Annotated in this window: 20 protein-coding genes; 17 read left to right on the top strand and 3 right to left on the bottom strand. The window is 42.0% G+C overall.

The genetic code is table 11. The features are described from left to right. Window positions 1–51: 51 nt before the first annotated feature. From HNR43_RS00100 to HNR43_RS00085, 4 genes are all read left to right on the top strand, one after another. On the top strand, window positions 52–1,518 hold the full coding sequence (locus HNR43_RS00100) for a spore germination protein (protein WP_183240003.1): 1,467 nt from the start codon (window positions 52–54) through the stop codon (window positions 1,516–1,518). Next, entirely contained in the window at window positions 1,515–2,615 is a 1,101-nt protein-coding gene (locus HNR43_RS00095; RefSeq protein WP_183240001.1) for a GerAB/ArcD/ProY family transporter, read from the top strand. Before HNR43_RS00100 ends, HNR43_RS00095 begins: the two co-directional genes overlap by 4 nt. Next, a complete protein-coding gene (locus HNR43_RS00090) occupies window positions 2,612–3,724 on the top strand; it encodes a Ger(x)C family spore germination protein (RefSeq protein WP_183239998.1) in 1,113 nt (370 codons plus the stop codon). Before HNR43_RS00095 ends, HNR43_RS00090 begins: the two co-directional genes overlap by 4 nt. Window positions 3,725–3,816: 92 nt before the next feature. Beyond that, window positions 3,817–5,394 carry a putative bifunctional diguanylate cyclase/phosphodiesterase gene (locus tag HNR43_RS00085; protein WP_183239996.1) on the top strand — a complete coding sequence of 526 codons (1,578 nt, stop codon included), beginning with the start codon at window positions 3,817–3,819 and terminating at the stop codon, window positions 5,392–5,394. A 90-nt stretch (window positions 5,395–5,484) separates the two neighbouring features. Here HNR43_RS00085 and HNR43_RS00080 read toward each other — a convergent pair whose 3' ends face one another. Then, window positions 5,485–5,925: a YkyB family protein gene (locus tag HNR43_RS00080; protein WP_183239993.1), complete on the bottom strand. Its 441-nt coding sequence runs from the start codon at window positions 5,923–5,925 to the stop codon at window positions 5,485–5,487. Window positions 5,926–6,023: 98 nt separating this feature from the next. Between HNR43_RS00080 and HNR43_RS00075 the strand changes: the two genes are divergently transcribed. The 4 genes from HNR43_RS00075 to HNR43_RS00060 are packed head-to-tail and all read left to right on the top strand — an operon-like array spanning window position 6,024 to window position 10,350. Further along, on the top strand, window positions 6,024–7,535 hold the full coding sequence (locus tag HNR43_RS00075; protein WP_183239991.1) for a Ppx/GppA family phosphatase: 1,512 nt from the start codon (window positions 6,024–6,026) through the stop codon (window positions 7,533–7,535). 2 nt (window positions 7,536–7,537) lie between these two features. Further along, window positions 7,538–9,625 (top strand): RNA degradosome polyphosphate kinase, encoded by a 2,088-nt coding sequence (locus tag HNR43_RS00070; RefSeq protein WP_183239989.1) that lies wholly within the window; start codon window positions 7,538–7,540, stop codon window positions 9,623–9,625. 9 nt (window positions 9,626–9,634) lie between these two features. After that, window positions 9,635–10,021 (top strand): fluoride efflux transporter FluC, encoded by a 387-nt coding sequence (locus tag HNR43_RS00065; protein WP_183239986.1) that lies wholly within the window; start codon window positions 9,635–9,637, stop codon window positions 10,019–10,021. Further along, window positions 10,018–10,350, top strand: a complete 333-nt coding sequence (locus tag HNR43_RS00060) for a fluoride efflux transporter FluC (RefSeq protein ID WP_183239984.1) — start codon at window positions 10,018–10,020, stop codon at window positions 10,348–10,350. The genes HNR43_RS00065 and HNR43_RS00060 overlap by 4 nt, the downstream gene beginning before the upstream one ends. Here HNR43_RS00060 and HNR43_RS00055 read toward each other — a convergent pair. Continuing rightward, window positions 10,345–11,193 carry a metallophosphoesterase gene (locus HNR43_RS00055; RefSeq protein WP_183239982.1) on the bottom strand — a complete coding sequence of 283 codons (849 nt, stop codon included), beginning with the start codon at window positions 11,191–11,193 and terminating at the stop codon, window positions 10,345–10,347. The genes HNR43_RS00060 and HNR43_RS00055 overlap by 6 nt on opposite strands. 145 nt (window positions 11,194–11,338) lie before the next feature. On the opposite strand from HNR43_RS00055, the gene fadH reads away from it, so the two are divergent. The 9 genes from fadH (at window position 11,339) to HNR43_RS00010 (ending at window position 17,617) form a co-directional block, all read left to right on the top strand. Beyond that, window positions 11,339–12,094 (top strand): 2,4-dienoyl-CoA reductase, encoded by a 756-nt coding sequence (gene fadH / locus HNR43_RS00050; protein ID WP_055440245.1) that lies wholly within the window; start codon window positions 11,339–11,341, stop codon window positions 12,092–12,094. A 97-nt stretch (window positions 12,095–12,191) separates the two neighbouring features. After that, entirely contained in the window at window positions 12,192–13,400 is a 1,209-nt protein-coding gene (locus HNR43_RS00045; protein ID WP_183239979.1) for an EAL domain-containing protein, read from the top strand. Between the two features lie 42 nt (window positions 13,401–13,442). Beyond that, window positions 13,443–13,676, top strand: coding sequence for a hypothetical protein (locus tag HNR43_RS00040; protein WP_183239977.1), 234 nt, complete (start codon window positions 13,443–13,445; stop codon window positions 13,674–13,676). A 99-nt stretch (window positions 13,677–13,775) separates the two neighbouring features. Beyond that, window positions 13,776–14,015 (top strand): YkuJ family protein, encoded by a 240-nt coding sequence (locus tag HNR43_RS00035; protein WP_003396622.1) that lies wholly within the window; start codon window positions 13,776–13,778, stop codon window positions 14,013–14,015. A gap of 106 nt (window positions 14,016–14,121) precedes the next feature. Further along, the gene (gene cbpB / locus HNR43_RS00030) at window positions 14,122–14,541 is read left to right on the top strand and encodes a cyclic-di-AMP-binding protein CbpB (protein WP_183239975.1); all 420 of its coding nucleotides are present in this window, start codon (window positions 14,122–14,124) and stop codon (window positions 14,539–14,541) included. Between the two features lie 62 nt (window positions 14,542–14,603). Next, window positions 14,604–15,311, top strand: coding sequence for a 2,3,4,5-tetrahydropyridine-2,6-dicarboxylate N-acetyltransferase (gene dapD / locus HNR43_RS00025; protein WP_183239972.1), 708 nt, complete (start codon window positions 14,604–14,606; stop codon window positions 15,309–15,311). A 43-nt stretch (window positions 15,312–15,354) separates the two neighbouring features. Further along, a complete protein-coding gene (locus HNR43_RS00020) occupies window positions 15,355–16,497 on the top strand; it encodes an N-acetyldiaminopimelate deacetylase (protein WP_183239969.1) in 1,143 nt (380 codons plus the stop codon). Next, a complete protein-coding gene (locus HNR43_RS00015) occupies window positions 16,494–16,955 on the top strand; it encodes a TlpA family protein disulfide reductase (RefSeq protein ID WP_183239967.1) in 462 nt (153 codons plus the stop codon). Before HNR43_RS00020 ends, HNR43_RS00015 begins: the two co-directional genes overlap by 4 nt. Further along, window positions 16,952–17,617 carry a potassium channel family protein gene (locus HNR43_RS00010; protein WP_006321311.1) on the top strand — a complete coding sequence of 222 codons (666 nt, stop codon included), beginning with the start codon at window positions 16,952–16,954 and terminating at the stop codon, window positions 17,615–17,617. The genes HNR43_RS00015 and HNR43_RS00010 overlap by 4 nt, the downstream gene beginning before the upstream one ends. Window positions 17,618–17,685: 68 nt before the next feature. On the opposite strand, the gene HNR43_RS00005 is transcribed toward HNR43_RS00010, so the two are convergent. Next, window positions 17,686–18,183 carry a hypothetical protein gene (locus HNR43_RS00005; RefSeq protein ID WP_183239964.1) on the bottom strand — a complete coding sequence of 166 codons (498 nt, stop codon included), beginning with the start codon at window positions 18,181–18,183 and terminating at the stop codon, window positions 17,686–17,688. Window positions 18,184–18,694: the final 511 nt, after the last annotated feature.

Below are 18,694 nucleotides of genomic sequence, written 5' to 3'. Positions count from 1 at the left end.
GGCAGTTATTGCAAACTAGTAAAAAACGAGGCGGAAGAAAAAGGGGACAACATGATGTGGTTTACGAAAAAAAATCGAGTCGATGATGTCGCAAAACGGCTCGCCCATTCGCCAGATTTCATGTGTCGGCGCATGCGATGTCGAGGGAAAATAGTTGACGTCCTGTTTTTAAGTAATTTAATTAATCATGACCACTTACAACAAAACGTTTTGGCGTTTATTCATGAACAAGAAGACGTCTCCATTGACCAACTTGCCCGTTGCTTGCCGATTGGAGCAATACGTATATGTGAAACAGAGGAAGAGATGGCATCCGTTATACGTGACGGCTGGGCGGTCATCTCCATTGAAAAAGAAAAGCGCGCCCTTGCCGTCAATATTGCCGAAAAAGTCGAACGGTCGCTTGAAAAGGCAGAGACGGAATCACTCGTTCTCGGTCCGAAAATGTCATTTACCGAGTCGATTGATACGAACATTCGCATTTTACGTCAAAACATTACAGATGAACATTTAGTAACGGAAAAAATAACGATCGGGGAACGCAACAAACTTGAAGTGCGCGTCGTCTATATTCAAGACGTTGCGGACGAAACGAACGTTCAAACTGTAAAACAACGACTATCGGAGCTACATATTGATGAGGTAATTGATAGCTCGGTATTAGCTCAACTGTTAGACGATCATGCATATACGATTTTTCCGCAATATTTATTAACCGAACTTCCTGACCGCTTGGCGTATAGCTTAATGAAAGGGCGCATCGGCATTTTTGTTGATCGTAGCCCGACGGTTATTATTTGTCCGACGACGTTTTTTAGCTTTTTTGAAACGACGGAAGACATTTATTTACGTTGGACGATGAGCACGATTTTACGCGCTGTTCGTATGCTTGGTATTTTTGCTTCCATCTTCTTGTCGCCGCTTTATGTCGCTGTCATTACGTATCATTACGAAGTCATTCCTTCTGCGTTGCTGTTGACGATTGGCGAATCGCGTTCACGCGTGCCATTTCCTCCTGTCATTGAAGCGTTATTTCTTGAATTTATGATTGAGTTGTTGCGCGAAGCAGGGGCGCGCTTGCCGACAAAAGTCGGTCAAACGATGGGTATCGTCGGCGGTATCGTCCTCGGACAAGCAGCGGTCGATGCGGGATTTACGAGCAACGTGCTCATTATTATCGTCGCATTAAGTGCGCTCGGTTCATTTACGGCGCCAAGTTATGAAATGGGCGCAACGATTCGCATTTTACGCTTTCCGATCATTTTACTTGCGGCACTTTGGGGACTTGTTGGTATTTTTATTGGCGTGAGCCTTTTGCTTATTCATTTATTGAAACTGACATCGCTCGGACGCCCGTATTTATCACCTATTTATCCATTTCGTTTGGCAGATATGAAATATGCATTTATGCGTTTGCCAATTAAGTTTTATAGCGAGCGTCCGAAAACGAACCGTCCAAAAAACTCTCGCCGCTTTTCATGGCGAGAAGCGATGAAACGAAAGGATTTGGATGAATGATGAAAACGCCACACGAACGGCTATCGATTAACGCATACCTCGTTTTTTTTCTCGTTCATACTGCGCAAATTGGACTTGGAATTGTCGGTGTGCAGCGCGTCATTTTCGTCGAAGCGCGTCAAGATGCGTGGATTGCAGTGTTGCTAAGCGGTCTATGGATTCATCTCGTCGTTTTCGTCATTTATCAAACGTTAAAACAAACAGAATATGATAACATTTTTTCGCTTCATACGTTCGTTTACGGACGAGTGCTCGGTTGGGTCGTTAACGCAGCGGTTGTCGTTTATTTTTTAATGGCGTATACGTCCATTTTATTAGGTTATGTGGAAATGGCATTAACGTGGATGTATCCTGATTTTCCCCTTTGGGGCGGGACACTGATTTTAGTCGTTTTAACGGTATATGCGCTATACGGTGGCGGATTTCGCCTCGTAGCAGGTGTCAGTTTTTTAACATTTTTTATGACGATTTGGATTGTCATCGTTGTCTTTCAACCGCTTAAATACGCGGAATGGATCCATTTACTTCCTATTTGGGAAGCGACACCAAAACAAATGACAAACGGCGTATTAAAAACAGCGTATACGATGCTCGGGTTTGAAGTATTATACATCGTTTATCCGTTCGTAAAAGAAAAACAACGCGCGCATCGTTACGCCCAACTTGGCGTGTTACTCACAACATTTCTCGTAGCTTCCGTGACGGTCATTGCGATTGTTTTTTTTAGCCCAATGCAACTCGATGTCACCATTTGGGCATCGTTATCGATGTTTACAATCATTAAATTTCCGTTTATTGAACGATTTGAATATGTCGTTATTCCGCTTTGGTTGCTCGTCATTTTACCGAATTTACTTATGTTTATGTGGGCGATGACGCGCGGCGGAAAAGCGCTTTTTCACGTCAAACAAAAATATTTGTTATTCATTTTTGCGTGTGTTGCTTATGCGCTCGCTTTATTTTTTGAAAAACGAGCGACCATTAATGAATTTATCGACAAAGTGGGGTATTACGGATTCGGATTTAGCTTTATTTATCCGTTTTTTTTATATGTATTTGTGCGCATGAAAATGTGGATAAAGGGGAGCAACAAATGAAATGGCTCATTGCTTGTATGTTGTTACTAAGTGGTTGCGTCTCGCCACGCGTGTTAGAAAGACAAGGTATTATTACGACAGCAGGATTTGATAAAAAAGGAAATTTATACGAAGTCGGTTCGGTTATGCTTTCGTTTCAAACGGCAGGCTCGTCGATGTCGGAAGTGATTGAAGCGACAAATAAAACGAGTAAAGGCGCTCGTCAAGATTTAGAAGCACAAACGAGCCACGATTTAGGCTCGGGACAAATTCGCGTTGTCCTATATGGAAAAGAATTAGCGGAGAAAGATGGCATTTTTTCATTAACCGATACGTTGCAACGCGATGCGAATATCGGATCGCTCGTCTACTTGGCGGTTGCCGAACCGAGCGCGAAGCAAGTAGTAAAAAGTAAAAAACACGAAGATACGCCAGATATAGGAACATACTTATACCGATTAATCGAAAAAAACTTGCGGAGCGAGTCGTTGCTTGCTGCGACGTTACATGAGTTTATTCATAGCTATTACGACGTCGGCAAAGACCCTGTATTACCTTGTTTATCATTGCGTGATGATAAACCGATTATTGAAAAAGTGGCGTTATTTCGCGGAGACAAATTTGTTGGAACGGTGCGACTTGATGAAAGTTTTTATATTAAAATGCTTGCGTCGGAATATAACACAGGACTAAAAAATATTACGGTGTCTCGAGATGAAGTAGCCCCATTGTTAATCAAGAAAAAGGGGAAAAAAGTGAATATCGTTATGAACGAAATTCGCACGAAACGAAAAATTACATTCGTCAGTCAAAAACCAACGCCGCATTTTCGTGTGACAGTAAAAATGCAAACAGAAATTTTAGAGATGTCTGAAAAAATGAAACCGATTATGCAAGCCAATATTCATGTTTTAGAACGAGCAATCGAAAAACAAATGAAAAAAGAAATCGAGCAGTTATTAGCGAAATTAAAAGCATACAAAACCGATCCGATCGGATTTGGGCAAATATATGACCATTCGGTGCGCAAATTGCAATTGACGCCAAAGCAATGGGACAAGTTGTATCAAGATACACAAATCGATGTCGATGTGAACGTATCGATTTTACGAACAGGAACAATTGACTAATTTGTATTTCTTCATGAAAAGCTATTTTCAATTGTCGAACCATATGTTTTAATAAAGGGGGAGGGAAGAAAACAAAAAGCGAGGATTACAACATGAATGAACAGCAGTTTCTGTACCAACACCCTCCATTTATGAAATGGGAGGCCGTTGGACAACAGTTTGAACAGTATGCGATTTTTTTTGTTACGAATGAGGATGGAACGATCGTATATATGGACGACTCGTTTATGAAACAGTTGTCACGCCGTTATGGAGCCGTCCAACAATTGGTTGACCGTGCCCATGAAGCTGTTGTCGCATTACATACGAATGATACGTGGCGCGGAAAAACGATCGTTGATCATCGCCCGGCATACATGCACGTATATTCGTTTCATTCGCATCTCATTTGGACAGGATGCTTTTTGTTAGATCATGACGGTTCGGACATATTAACAGGTGTGTTATCATACGATTCGTTTAGCCAAATGCTTCGCGAGCGTATGAATAAACGTGAGCCGTTTGCATTATTGTCGCTCAATTTAGATCGTTTTAAATTTATTAACGATTTAATTGGATATGAGTGCGGAAATGAGTTGTTGAAGCAAGTGGCAGAGCGACTGCGTCGCTATGAAGGTGGCATCGTCGCAAGACAAGCGCGCGACCAATTTTTTCTCGCTTTTTATACGACTGATCGAAATGAATTGCGTCGTATCATTGGCGACGTCATTCAACTATTTACGACTCCATTTCAGCTGACTGAACAAGAGTTAACCGTGACGCCAAGCATTGGGGTAAGCGTCTTTCCTCATGATGCGACCGATTGGACGACGCTCATTTCATCTGCCGATTTAGCGCTTGAAATCGCAAAGGAAAACGGTGGAAATACGTACTGTTTTTATACGAACGAATTAAAAAAGACGAACGAAGAAAAACTGTACATTCAACATAGCATTCGCAAAGCGTTAAAACAAAATGAATTTACGCTTCACTATCAACCAATTGTCGACATTCAAACAGGCGATATTGTGGCAGTTGAAGCGCTGCTTCGCTGGTTTCATCCGAAGCGCGGTTGGATTTCACCGGCAACGTTTATTCCGATTGCTGAAGAAACGAATTTAATTCAACCGCTTGGCGATTGGGTATTGCGTCAAGTATGTGAACAAAGTAAAGCATGGAGGAGAAAAGGACTTCCTCACGTTCAAATTGGCGTAAACGTATCGATTAAACAATTTTTGCAAGCAGATTTAGTCAAACATATTGAACATGTGTTGCACACGTACGATTTAGACCCGTTTTGCTTGAAATTAGAAATTACTGAAAGTATGGCGATGCATCACGTCGACTATGTGCTCGCCCAGTTGCAGTCATTAAAAAGTTTAGGATTGCAACTGGCTGTCGATGATTTTGGGACAGGCTATTCTTCGTTAAACTATTTAAAAAAATTGCCGGTTGATATTATTAAAATTGACCGTTCATTTGTACAAGATATGGTGAAACATTCATACGATTTATCGATCGTTCGAGCTGTCATTCAGGTGGCACACAGCTTGCAGATGAAAGTCGTTGCTGAAGGGGTTGAAACGGAACAACAGCTCGCTATTTTACGAAACGAAGGATGTGACCGTGCCCAAGGCTATTACTTCAGCAAACCGCTCTCCGCTGAACAATTTGAACAATTAGTCCAATAAGAAAAGGGCGATCTCATTAAGAGGCCGCCCTTTTGTGTAATATAATAGAGTGTATAAATATGCTTGTTACTTTTCGAAGGAGGCTTGTCCTTATCGAAACGTTTTCCCGAACCGATGCGGACGTGCCCAATCGTACCTTTTCGCTTTCGGCTCGGCATCTTCTGGTGAAATGCCTGTATACGCTTGTAATAATCGCTTCGCTTGAGACAACGGCATTTTAACAACAGGGTTGCGATATGAATCGTCCAACGTACCGAGATGAGGCAAATGCTTGAAGTCTTCTTTTGTTGGAGGTATGTGGAAGTAATACGCACCGATCGCCACAAGCACATCCGATTTTTGTTGGCTGTACTTCGGATTTCGGGAAAAATGAAGCCCAACTTTTTTCGCTTTTCCTTCTTCGAGCATTTTTTCAATCGTTTTTTTCTTTAATAAATACAAGTAAGAAGGGTTTAAAGCTGTTTTCGCATGACGGTTGACAGTAAACAGCGCGACCGACAAATTTTCAACGGTGCATTCGACTGTTTCCATATTTACTCAACTCCTTTTCATTTTGGTACATTTATATTATACACGATCGTTTATGTTTTTGGAAAATTTTCAATTTATTTTTTTAGGGAGGTTGAACGTTGAAGTACGGTATTATTGATATTGGCTCAAATACGATGCGTCTTGTCATTTACGAACAAAGTAAAAGCGGGCGTTTACGCGAAAGAGAAAACGTAAAAATTGCCGCTCGCTTGCGCAACTATTTAACTGAAGACGGTTGGTTCACGGAGGAAGGATTGCGCGTTCTTTTAGACGGGCTTCTTACGTTTCAAGATGTGACGCGCTTCCATCGGTTGCACGATGTGAAATGTGTCGCAACGGCAACGATTCGTCAAGCGCGCAATCGCGACGACATCGTTCGTATCGTTGCGGAACGAACCGATTTTCGTATTCGTATTTTATCCGAATATGAAGAAGCATACTACGGTTTTTTAGCGGTCATTCAATCGACATCGTTTCATGAAGGAATTACGATTGATATTGGCGGTGGAAGTACGGAAGTAACGTATTTTTACAATCGCGAACTTGTCGACTATCATAGCTTTCCGTTTGGCGCGCTATCGCTAAAGCGTGAATTTGTCGCTGGAAACGTGCCAACGGATGAAGAACTACAAACGTTACGGGCATACGTCGAAAAGCAATTTCAATCGCTTCCGTGGCTCAAACAACGTCGCTTGCCGATCATTGCGATTGGCGGAAGCGCCCGCAACGTCGTCCAAGTACATCAAATGTTGCAAAACTACCCGATTGCCGGCATTCATCAATATGAAATGAATCGTGAGCATATCGTGCAAGTAAAAAAATATTTGCGCGCTCTTACATTTGAACAACTTCAAAAAGTGGAGGCGTTATCGAAAGATCGGGCTGATTTAATTATTCCAGCTGTCGAAGTGTTCCAAACGTTATACGAAACGGTCGATGCGACGATGTTTATTTTAAGTCGAAAAGGATTGCGCGACGGCATTTTTTACGAACAGTTTGGACCGATTATTTTTCCCAGCGTATTAGATGAGAGTTTTTTTGAATTAGCCCAAGACTACGAAGTGAATACAAATCATGTGCAGCACGTATTAAAACTAGTTATTCAACTGTTTGAACAAATGCGTTCGCTCTCCCTTTTCCCATTGACAGGCGAAGATCTCGTTTTATTAAAACGCGCTACCCACGTGTTTTATTTAGGACAATATGTCGATGAAGAAGCGAGTAGCCAACATACGTTTTACCTTTTAGCTAATCGAACGATTGACGGATTAAGCCATCGCGATCGTGTGCAATTAGCACTTGTTGCTTCATTTAAAAATAAAACGTTGTTTAAACAATACGTCCAGCCGTTTCACACATGGTTTACACGTGCTGAACAAAAAAAGCTTCGTTTTCTTGGTGCCTTGTTAAAATTTGCTTATAGCTTAAACGACACGAAGCGAAATATCGTCAACCGCCTGCAACTCGAACTTCAACAAGAAACGATCGTCATACACATTTTTTGCAGTCAATCGTTTAAGGCGGAGGAGTATCAAGCGGAAAAACATAAAAAACATATGGAAAAAATGTTAAAACGCCCGATTCAATTACAGTTTCATTTGGAGGGATGAGGATGGATTTTAGTCACCCGATGTATTACAACAACCGCGAATTAAGTTGGCTAGCGTTCAACGAGCGCGTCTTGCAAGAGGCGATGGACGAACGCAATCCGTTATTAGAACGATTAAAATTTTTAGCGATTTTCAGCTCGAATTTAGATGAGTTTTTTATGGTGCGCGTCGCTGGCTTAAAAGATCAAGTGAAGGCCGGTTTTAATAAGCCAGAAAATAAAGCAGGACTAACGCCGAAAGAACAGTTGAAAAAAATTGCGAAAAAAACGCATGAGCTCGTTCGGTTGCAGTACGACATGTACAATCGGACGTTATTGCCGATGTTGCATGAGGAAGGGGTACATTTGCTTGCGCCACACGAATGGAACGATGAGCAACGAACATACTTGCAAACGTATTTTATGAAAAATATTTTTCCTGTGTTAACGCCGATGGCTGTTGATGCGTATCGTCCGTTTCCGATGTTGTTAAACAAAAGCTTAAATTTAGCAATCGTCCTTGAAGATGATGAAGAAGATGATGACGATCGAAAAAAATTAGCGATTGTACAAGTGCCTGCTGTGTTACGTCGTTTCATTCCTTTGCCTACACATAGCGACACGCACGCTTATGCGCTATTAGAAGATGTCATTACGACATTTATTTATACGTTATTTAAAGGATACACCGTCTCATCCGTCACACAATTTCGCATTACACGCAACGCAGATTTAACGATTCATGAAGAAGGGGCACGCGACTTATTAAAAGAAATTGAAAAAGAGTTAAAAAAGCGAAAGTGGGGCGCGGCCATTCGACTTGAAATGAGTAAAAAAGGATTTGACGAATGGGTGCTCGACTATTTATTAGATGAGCTAGAAATTCATGAAAAAGATGTGTACAAAATTGATGGACCAATTGATTTAACGTTTTTATTTTCGTTTTATCATGAAGTGGCGCGATACAAAGAACATTTAATTTTTGAAACGCTCATTCCACAACCGCCAAAGGATTTAGATGATGACGAAGACATATTTGAAAAAGCGAAAGAGCACGATTTATTATTTCATCATCCGTATGAGTCGTTTGAACCTGTCATCGATTTCATTTCTGATGCGGCAGATGACCCGGATGTGTTAGCCATTAAACAGACGCTATATCGTGTGAGTGGTGATTCACCGATTATTGAAGCGTTAAAGCGTGCGGCGGAAAACGGGAAACAAGTGACCGTTCTCGTCGAATTGAAGGCGCGATTTGATGAAGAAAATAACGTGCAATGGGCAAAAGAGCTTGAAAAAGCAGGTTGCCACGTCATTTATGGCATGACGCATTTAAAAACGCATAGTAAAATTACGTTAATTGTTCGGCAAAAACAAGGAAAAATTGAACGTTTTGTTCATTTAGGAACAGGCAACTATAACGATGCGACTGCGAAAGTGTATACGGACTTCGGCTTTATTACAGCAAACGAGCAATTTGGGGAAGATGCGACAAACTTTTTCAATTATTTAAGCGGTTATATGGAAAAACCACCGTTTCATCATTTATCCGTCGCTCCGTTTGATTTACGACAACAATTTTTACAACTCATTGATGAAGAAATTCGTTACCATAAACAATACGGTGATGGACGCATCATCGCGAAAATGAACTCGCTGACAGATAAACAGCTCATCATGAAGCTATATGAAGCGTCGCAAGCGGGGGTACAAATTGATTTAATTGTGCGCGGTATTTGTTGTTTACGTCCACAAATTGAAGGAGTAAGTGAAAACATTCGCGTTCGCAGCATCGTCGGGCGCTTTTTAGAACATAGTCGTGTCTATTATTTTCACCATCACGGACAAGCGCGCGTCTTTTTATCGTCTGCCGACTGGATGACGCGCAATATGGATCGGCGCATTGAAATTTTGTTCCCGATTTTCCGTCAACAATTAAAAGAGCGACTCATTGAGGTGCTACACATTTTGCTTTCTGATAACGTCAAAGCGCGTGAACAAGATGAACATGGGGAATATCATTATGTGAAACGAAAAGATGGAGAAGAAGAAATCGACAGCCAAATGATATTGTTTCAAATGGCTTACGATGTTGCAGATGATGAAGAATGAGGTGATATGATGAAAGAAAGCGGAGCAGTCGCCATAGGCGGAGCGTTAGGGGCGTTATGTCGATACGGTGTGGCGCTTATCTTTCCGTTTCTCACATTTCCGTGGGGAACGTTGCTCGTTAATTATATCGGTTCATTTTTGCTCGGTGCGCTGACGTCTTATGTCGGAAAACGGAAAATAGCTGAATGGTTGCGACTTGCGATCGGTACGGGATTTTGCGGCGGATTGACGACGATGTCGACGTTTAGTAAAGAAACGGTGATGTTATGGCATACACATGCTACATTAGCGAACGGATATGTACTTATATCTTTTATTGGCGGCTTGCTTTGTTGTTATGCGGGCGTATATGTCGGTGAACGAGCAGTCGGAAAACAAGTAGGTGAAGTGTCATGATGTATGTAGCACTTGGTGGGGCATTAGGTGCGTGGTGTCGGTACAAGCTTGGCATATGGCTACTACGTTGGACAAAACAATCACCTGTTCCGCTATCCATTTTGCTCATCAACTGGCTCGGTTCATTCGGGCTCGGTTTCGCTCTTTCGTCCGGTGTTCAATCGATTGGGGTGACAGTCGGGTTTTTCGGGGCGTTTACGACGTTTTCAACATTTAGCGTGGAAGCACTTCAACTTGTATTGCATAAACAACATAAAGAGGCGCTAATTTATATCGGTGCGTCAATCGTTGGGAGCATATTGTTGTTCCAAGCCGGGTTTATGTTATAACCCGGCTTTTAACGTAAATAACGTGAGTTCTGGCGGCGTTAAAAAGCGAAATGGCATGCGCGTCGTACCAAGCCCACGATTAACATACAATGTAAGCTGCTCGACGTCGTAAAATCCTTCAACGTATTGTTTCGCTAACGGTGGAGTAACGAGCGGACCGATCCACGGCAATTGAATTTGTCCACCGTGGCTATGACCAGACAGCTGAAGATGAAACGGATAGACGCTTGCTTGCGTCACAAGATCAGGTTCATGAATTAAAGCGATCGTATACGTTTCTTTTGGCAACTGTTGCACCGTTTTTGCGAAATTGGGCTTACCGAGCATAAAATCATCCAACCCAGCAATGACAATTTGTTCGCTACCTCGTTTGACAGATACCCATTCGTTTACAAGTAAACGAAATCCACTCGTGTGCATCATTCGTTTATATATGTCTGTGCCGTATCCACCATGATCGTGATTGCCATAAATACAAAATTTGCCTAGTGGAGCGTGAAGTTGGGAGAGCAGCGATGTAATCGCATCGACATGTGCATATTTGTTCGGCTCATCAAGCAAATCGCCTGTAAAACAAATGAGATGTGGCTTCAAGTCATTCATTCGTTCGACGACTTGTTGAAAATGACGAACCGTATAATGATATCCGATATGCACATCGCTAAATTGAAGCAGCCGACAGCCATCAAAGCTTTTTGGAATAAGCGGATGCACGATCTCATAACGCCGTACCGTCAGCCGTCGCGGTTCAATATATTTCGCATACATATATCCTGCCGTTGAAAGCAATGCTCCTTTGACGAACAAAGAAAAAAACGTTTCCAAAAAATCTCGTCGTTTCATTCGCTTCAAACCTTATACGTAAAATGTTCTTCACTCATTATAAAAGAAAAAAGTTGATAAAAACAGTAAAAACAATGTTAAAAATTTTCTAAATATATAGTACAATAAAAATGAATGAATAACCATTCATAAAGGGGATGAGAAAATGAACGGAAAAGTCATTATTGTGACAGGCGGTTCAAGCGGTATGGGGAAATATATGGCGAAACAATTCGCGGAACAAGGGGCGCATGTCGTCATTACAGGAAGACGAAAAGAAGCGCTTGAAGAAGCAGCGAACGAAATTGGCGGGAGCGTGTTGCCGATCGTTATGGACGTGCGCAAGCCAGAATTAGTCGCTGCGATGGTGAAAGAAACGGATGAACGTTTCGGGAAAATTGATGCGTTAATTAACAACGCTGCCGGCAATTTTATTTGTCCAGCGGAAAAACTATCTATTAACGGATGGAATAGCGTCATTGACATCGTCTTAAACGGCACGTTTTATTGTAGTCGAGAAGTCGGAAACTATTGGATTGAAAAAGGGCAAAAAGGGTCAATCATTAACATTGTCGCTACATACGCATGGGGAGCGGGAGCGGGCGTCATTCATTCTGCGTGCGCCAAAGCGGGCGTATTAACGATGACGCGCACGTTAGCGGTCGAATGGGGAAAAAAATACGGTTTTCGCGTAAACGCTATCGCCCCAGGACCAATTGAGCGAACAGGCGGGGCAGAAAAGCTCATTTTATCAGAAGAAATGGAAAAGCGCGTAAAAGATAGCGTACCGCTCGGCCGCTTCGGAACGCCAGAGGAAATCGCTGGTGTCGCCTCATTTTTACTTTCCGATGCCGCTGCCTATATTAACGGCGAATGCATTACCGTTGACGGCGGGCAATGGCTCAATCAACATCCGTTTTAATGCGACGTTTCTTGACGTCGCTTTTTTTATTTGATGGTACGATGATGCGCATTTCTTATGATATAATGAGTGAAAAAACGGGGGAGGAGGCGTCGTTTTGGATGCGCTAGACATTTTAACACATATCGATCAAGTCGTTCCGTATTATCAACCGATTTTTAGCGCCGATGAGCAATGCATTGTTGGTTATGAAGTGCTTGGTCGCTTTCAACAAGGCAACGAAGTCATCAGCCTCGGCCCATTTTTTCACGACGAAACGATTCCAGAAGAATTTCGCATGGAAGTCGATTATGCGGTGACGACGAAAGCGCTCGAACAGTTCGTAAATGAACAGCCCGCGTCACTTATTTTTATTAACCGCGACGCCAATGTGTTAATGATTGACCGCGGTGAGTCATTTTTACAACTGCTTTTTCAATACAAGGAAAAAGGGTTGTCGCTCAATCAAATCGTGCTTGAAATTACGGAACATCATTTTAAAGGCGACATTCAACAGCTCGGACACGTGCTCACATATTTGCGTACATACGGCATTCAAATTGCGGTCGATAACATCGGAAAAGAAAGTAGCAATTTAGATCGCATTCGTTTGTTAGCACCAGATTTATTAAAAATTGATTTACATTCGTTGCGCACGTCAACCGTATCGTACGATGATGTACTGTATTCCATTTCGCTTTTAGCACGCAAAATTGGTGCGACACTTTTGTATGAAGATATCGAAAACGCCTTTCAGCTACAATATGCATGGCGAAACGGCGGAAGGTATTATCAAGGTTATTATTTGCACGAACCTTCGCCATCATTTCTTCCGAACGATTTATTAAAAGATCGATTGCGCGATCAATTTCATACGTTTATTCAACACGAAAAAAAGAAACTGCAAACGTTATACGATATTTCCGAACAATTTCAAGCGCGCGTATCAGATCTTGTTGCTAAACATAAAAAAGTATCATCGTTCAATGAGCTCATTTCCGCCTTGGCGAAACAGTTAAGCGATTGTAGTTTTCGCATTTACGTATGCGATGAAGACGGTTTTCAACAGTCTGCGAACATGTTTAAAAAAGGAGATACGTGGGAATTACAGCCACAATATGAAATGAAAAACTGGAGCTGGCGCCCATATTTTCTCGAAAACATCATTCGTATGCGTTCACGCAAACGCGGCATTTTATCTGATTTATACAGCGATATTGAAACAGGAGAAATGATTCGCACATACTCGTATCCGATTGACGAGCATCATTATTTATTTATTGATTTAACGTATGAATATTTATTTGAACATAATGCTCATTTGTAATAAAACGTCGCTTGCGGTGGAAAAGTAAACATGAGGTGAGTGATGATGGATACATTTTCTTGGATGCTTTTGTTAATCGCAAGCGGGGTATTAGTCGGAGGGCTTGTATATACGTATCAAGTTGGTAAGCGGCAAAAAACGCAAGGCGAATACGATACGAGCGTTGGCGAAAAAGTGGCTGCTCATCCGTATGTGCGCAATCCAGTCTTTATTGCATACATCGTGTTTGTTGCCCTTTTACTCGGTTATATTGCATACGTCGCGCTTCAAATGTAAGCCCGCTTTTGTGGGCTTTCGTTTTTGTTTACTTTTTTCGCGATTCTTGGTACAGTAGTGAATAGTCGTTGAAATACGTATCGGAAAGGAATGAACGTCATGTCGCAATTATTAGGCATTATTCAACGTTTAATTAGCTTGCAAGAACAAAAAACAGGAACGAACGAAGCGCCACAACGCAACTTTGAAGTAAACGGTGAAAAAAAATGTAGCGTCACATATTACGAAAAAACAAATACGTTCGTATTAGAAGTGTACGAAAAAGGCGAAAAGCCGAAATCGTATCAATTTGACAACATCGATATGATCGCCATTGAAATTTTTGATTTGTTGAATTAAGTCTTCACATGTGTGAAGGCTTTTTATTTTACTTCTCGCTTTTCCTTATCGAAATGAACATGGTACAATGACAAATGGGGATTATATTGGGAAAGGCGGAATGACGATGCAACAACCACCGCTCATTGACTTGATGATTCCGTCCGATAAAGTGGCGCACGTGCAAGTGGGGAATCATTTAGAACACGCATTATTAGTACTAACGCGCACAGGATATTCGGCTGTCCCTGTGTTAGATATGACGTATAAACTACAAGGGCTCATTAGTATGACGATGATTATGGATGCGATTTTAGGTATTGAGCGCATCGAATTTGAGCGACTAGAGACGATGAAAGTTGAACAAGTGATGCAGCGCAACATTCCGCGCTTACATGTGAACGATTCATTTTTAAAAGCGTTGAAGTTGCTCATTGATCATCCGTTCGTTTGCGTTGAAAACGATGCCGGCTACTTTGCGGGAATTATTACCCGTCGCGAAATATTAAAACGGTTTAACCGCTCGATGTACGAAAAGCGACAATAAGCTTGTCACTGCTTGTTTCATTTGTTAAAGTAAAAAAATAAAGCGATAAGGAGGAACTCACGATGATGATGGATGCCAATGAAATTATTTCATTTATTCAAAACAGTAAAAAGAAAACCCCTGTGAAAGTATACATAAAAGGAGATATCGCCGACATCGACTTCGGTCCGAGCGCGAAAACGTTTATTACCGGTCATACAGGCGTCGTATTTGGCGAATGGGCGGACATTGAAGCAGCTATTGAAGCAAATAAACATAAAATTGAAGATTACGTCGTCGAAAACGATCGTCGCAATTCAGCCATCCCGCTTCTTGATTTAAAACATATAAAAGCGCGCATCGAGCCGGGAGCGATCATTCGCGATCAAGTACAAATTGGCGACAACGCGGTCATTATGATGGGTGCCGTCATTAACATCGGTGCCGTTGTTGGTGAAGGTACGATGATTGATATGAACGCTGTGCTCGGTGGACGTGCGACAGTAGGGAAAAACTGCCACGTCGGTGCAGGAGCAGTTCTCGCCGGTGTCATCGAGCCACCATCGGCGAAACCGGTCATCGTCGAAGACGACGTCATGATCGGAGCAAACGCGGTCATTTTAGAAGGTGTAACGGTTGGAAAAGGCGCAGTCGTTGCCGCTGGGGCAATTGTCACAGAAGATGTGCCGCCATATACCGTTGTCGCAGGCGTGCCAGCGCGCGTCATTAAACAAATCGATGAAAAAACGAAAGCAAAAGTAGAAATTAAACAAGAACTTCGCCAACTATAAAGCGTGGATCGATTCCACGCTTTTTTCAAAAGGAGAGGTTAACATGAGCGATTTTATTCATATTCGCCGCGATTTGCATCAAATTCCCGAACTCGGCTTTCAAGAGTTTAAAACACAACAATACATATTGAACTATATTGCAACGCTTCCGCAAGAACGAATGCAAATCAAAACGTGGAGAACAGGGATTTTCGTTCGTGTTCTCGGCACAGCGCCAACGAAAACGATCGGTTATCGCGCCGATATGGACGGATTGCCGATTGACGAACAAACAGACGTCCCGTTTCGTTCAACACATGAAGGACGCATGCATGCATGTGGACACGATATGCATATGGCAATCGCCCTCGGTGTGCTCACTCACGTCGTCCATCATCCGATTCGTGATGACATGCTGTTTATTTTTCAACCAGCAGAAGAAGGGCCGGGCGGAGCGCTTCCGATGCTTGAGAGCGACGAGATGAAACAATGGATGCCCGATATGATTCTCGCTTTGCATATCGCTCCACAATATCCGGTCGGAACGATTGCGACGAAAGAAGGGTTGTTGTTTGCGAACACGTCTGAGCTTTTTATCGATTTAATCGGCAAAGGTGGGCATGCCGCATTTCCACATGAAACGAAAGATATGGTCGTTGCAGCTAGCGCCTTAATTATGCAACTGCAAACGATCGTCTCGCGCAACGTCAATCCGCTTGATAGCGCCGTTATTACGGTTGGCAAACTGACAAGCGGTACGGTACAAAACGTCATCGCAGAACGCGCACGGTTAGAAGGGACGATTCGTACGCTTTCACCTGAAGCGATGGAAAAAGTGAAAGGGCGCATCGAAGCAATTGTGCGCGGCATCGAAGTCGCTTACGACTGCGAAGCGCATATCGATTACGGCTCGATGTATTATCAAGTGTACAACGACGAAACATTAACGAATGAATTTATGCAATTTGTTGAAAAAGAGACAAACGTCCGCCTCGTTCGTTGTCAAGAGGCAATGACAGGTGAAGATTTCGGCTACATGCTTGCGCGCATCCCGGGCTTTATGTTTTGGCTCGGCGTGCAATCGCCGTTCGGTTTGCATCATGCGCAATTAAATCCGAACGAACAAGCCATCGATGTCGCCATCCAACTTCTCACCCGTTACGTCACTTGGAAAGGAAATCATCATGTAAAGGAAGAAGAACAATGAAATTACGAGAACAAATGCCATCATTAGACGGAGCAACAGTCGTACTAAACGGAAACGTCACTCGCGAACAGCTCGTCGGTAAACCGACGCTCGTTCATTTTTGGGCGGTGAGTTGCCATCTTTGTAAAGACGGAATGAAACAAGTCAACGCTTTTCGCGATCGCTATAAAGATGAATTACACGTCATTTCGATTCATATGCCACGGCGCGATGGCGATGAAAACGTAGAAGTCGTCAAACAGCTAGCTGAGCAATACGGCATGACCCATCCGATTTTCATTGACAACGACCATCGGTTAAAAGAGGCGTTTGATAATCGCTGCGTGCCAACGTATTATATATTTGATGCAGATGGTAAGCTTCGTCATTACCAAGCAGGTAGTGGCGGTGTGAATATGCTAGAAAAACGGATTTTGCGTGTGCTTGAAGAAAATCGAACAAGAGGGGATATTGAATGAAAAAGAAGGAGTTTGCCGTGATTGGTCTTGGACGCTTTGGCGGTAGCGTATGTCGCACGTTAAGCGAACAAGGCATGGAAGTGCTTGCGATTGATATAAACGAAGATAAAGTGAACGAATACGCATCCATTGCTTCGCAAGCGGTCGTTGCTGACTCAACAGACGAAAACGTCTTAAAAAGCTTAGGCATTCGTAACTTCGACCACGTCATCGTCGCCATCGGTGATAACATTCAAGCGAGCATTTTAACAACGCTGATTTTAAAAGAGCTTGGTGTTGAAAAAATTACAGTGAAAGCAACGAACGATTATCACGAAAAAGTGCTGAAAAAAATTGGAGCGGATCATATCGTTCATCCAGAACGAGATATGGGTGAACGAATTGCTAACAATATGATTTCAAACAACGTGCTCGACTATTTAGAGCTATCCGACCGCCATAGCATCGTTGAAATTGTCGCAAACGAACGACTGCACGGTCATTCGCTTCTTGAGTTAGACATTCGCGCGAAATACGGCATTAACATTGTCGCGATTAAACGAAACAACGACATTATCGTCTCACCGCTTGCATCAGAAATGATTTACGAAGGTGACATTTTAATTGTCATCGGTGCCGATCAAGACATCGATCGCTTTGAAAGCGAAGTCGTTGGGGGATAAGAAAAGAAGGTGTCCAAACGGGCACCTTCTTAAAAAAAGATAGAGTATATTGCTGGCTTCTTTCATAGCTATTTATTTGTGAAATTTTTGAAGTTTTTTTGTTTCTCTTCTAGATATTTTAATTGGATTTCAAATACTTTTTCTCTTGGTACGTAATGAATGACTCCTTGTTTCAAAAGTGCGTCCACTTTTTTTACTTTTTTCATTATTTCTCTCTGAATCTTTGTATTTTTAATTTCAAAAGGAACATCATTTAAAGTATATGGTTGTCCAATGAATTGTTTATGAATAATATACATATTTTGTATCAATAAATAACTATCATAACGGTTGATTTTAATGGGGTGTATAAAATCTGGTCTTTTTATCGATAATGCTTTAATCTTTCCATTTTTATCATTATCTTTTGTGATGGGGATACAAAAAAGCCCATTAGGGAATTGTTCTTTTTCAATGACTAAAATTAACGCAGGTCTTCTCTCTTTTATAGGTACTTTATATTGTGTCCAGTCGGTGATTGAAAAAAATTCTTCCTTGATAAAATAAATTTTAAAATGTTCAGACATATCGTAATACCCCAATCTAAAAAAAGAAGCGGATACCCCGCTTCTTTTTTGACAAGTTTTCGAGTCCGCCACTTATGAGTCGCCTGCGGATGGGCGACAAGTTTTCGAGTCCGCCACTTATGAGTCGCCTGCGGATGGGCGACAAGTTTTCAAATCACTTGTCCAGTCTTTTGTCGCGCAATCTTTAATGGTGGCAAAAGACCAATCATGGGTAACTAAAGCACCCCACACCTGTATTTTTATTATATTCAACAAAATATATTCTGTCAATGAACACATTCGACAGAATCCTGATTATACCAAAGTACGAACCTGTCTTTTTTCTCTCACAATCATCTCTAGGTTGCTGCTCTTCACATTCTTTGAGGCGGGAGATTATTACGTTAAAAAGAAGGTGTCCAAATGGGCACCTTCTTTTCAGACTGTTGAAAAACGATTTTGTCAAGGACAAAATCGTTTTTCTTTTGTTAATATGTTAAAGGAAAACTATGAAGAAGGAGAGGTAGAAGTA

Origin of the sequence: Anoxybacillus mongoliensis (assembly GCF_014201515.1) — a bacterium.
Classification (GTDB): Bacteria; Bacillota; Bacilli; order Bacillales; family Anoxybacillaceae; genus Anoxybacillus; species Anoxybacillus mongoliensis.
This window is presented reverse-complemented; position numbering and strand designations above follow the sequence as displayed.

Coding starts and splice junctions, on each gene's coding strand:
- HNR43_RS00100 (WP_183240003.1), top strand. CDS start 52: ATGATGTGGTTTACGAAAAAAAATCGAGTCGATGATGTCGCAAAACGG.
- HNR43_RS00095 (WP_183240001.1), top strand. CDS start 1,515: ATGATGAAAACGCCACACGAACGGCTATCGATTAACGCATACCTCGTT.
- HNR43_RS00090 (WP_183239998.1), top strand. CDS start 2,612: ATGAAATGGCTCATTGCTTGTATGTTGTTACTAAGTGGTTGCGTCTCG.
- HNR43_RS00085 (WP_183239996.1), top strand. CDS start 3,817: ATGAATGAACAGCAGTTTCTGTACCAACACCCTCCATTTATGAAATGG.
- HNR43_RS00080 (WP_183239993.1), bottom strand. CDS start 5,925: ATGGAAACAGTCGAATGCACCGTTGAAAATTTGTCGGTCGCGCTGTTT.
- HNR43_RS00070 (WP_183239989.1), top strand. CDS start 7,538: ATGGATTTTAGTCACCCGATGTATTACAACAACCGCGAATTAAGTTGG.
- HNR43_RS00065 (WP_183239986.1), top strand. CDS start 9,635: ATGAAAGAAAGCGGAGCAGTCGCCATAGGCGGAGCGTTAGGGGCGTTA.
- HNR43_RS00060 (WP_183239984.1), top strand. CDS start 10,018: ATGATGTATGTAGCACTTGGTGGGGCATTAGGTGCGTGGTGTCGGTAC.
- HNR43_RS00055 (WP_183239982.1), bottom strand. CDS start 11,193: ATGAAACGACGAGATTTTTTGGAAACGTTTTTTTCTTTGTTCGTCAAA.
- fadH (WP_055440245.1), top strand. CDS start 11,339: ATGAACGGAAAAGTCATTATTGTGACAGGCGGTTCAAGCGGTATGGGG.
- HNR43_RS00040 (WP_183239977.1), top strand. CDS start 13,443: ATGATGGATACATTTTCTTGGATGCTTTTGTTAATCGCAAGCGGGGTA.
- HNR43_RS00035 (WP_003396622.1), top strand. CDS start 13,776: ATGTCGCAATTATTAGGCATTATTCAACGTTTAATTAGCTTGCAAGAA.
- cbpB (WP_183239975.1), top strand. CDS start 14,122: ATGCAACAACCACCGCTCATTGACTTGATGATTCCGTCCGATAAAGTG.
- dapD (WP_183239972.1), top strand. CDS start 14,604: ATGATGATGGATGCCAATGAAATTATTTCATTTATTCAAAACAGTAAA.
- HNR43_RS00020 (WP_183239969.1), top strand. CDS start 15,355: ATGAGCGATTTTATTCATATTCGCCGCGATTTGCATCAAATTCCCGAA.
- HNR43_RS00015 (WP_183239967.1), top strand. CDS start 16,494: ATGAAATTACGAGAACAAATGCCATCATTAGACGGAGCAACAGTCGTA.
- HNR43_RS00010 (WP_006321311.1), top strand. CDS start 16,952: ATGAAAAAGAAGGAGTTTGCCGTGATTGGTCTTGGACGCTTTGGCGGT.
- HNR43_RS00005 (WP_183239964.1), bottom strand. CDS start 18,183: ATGTCTGAACATTTTAAAATTTATTTTATCAAGGAAGAATTTTTTTCA.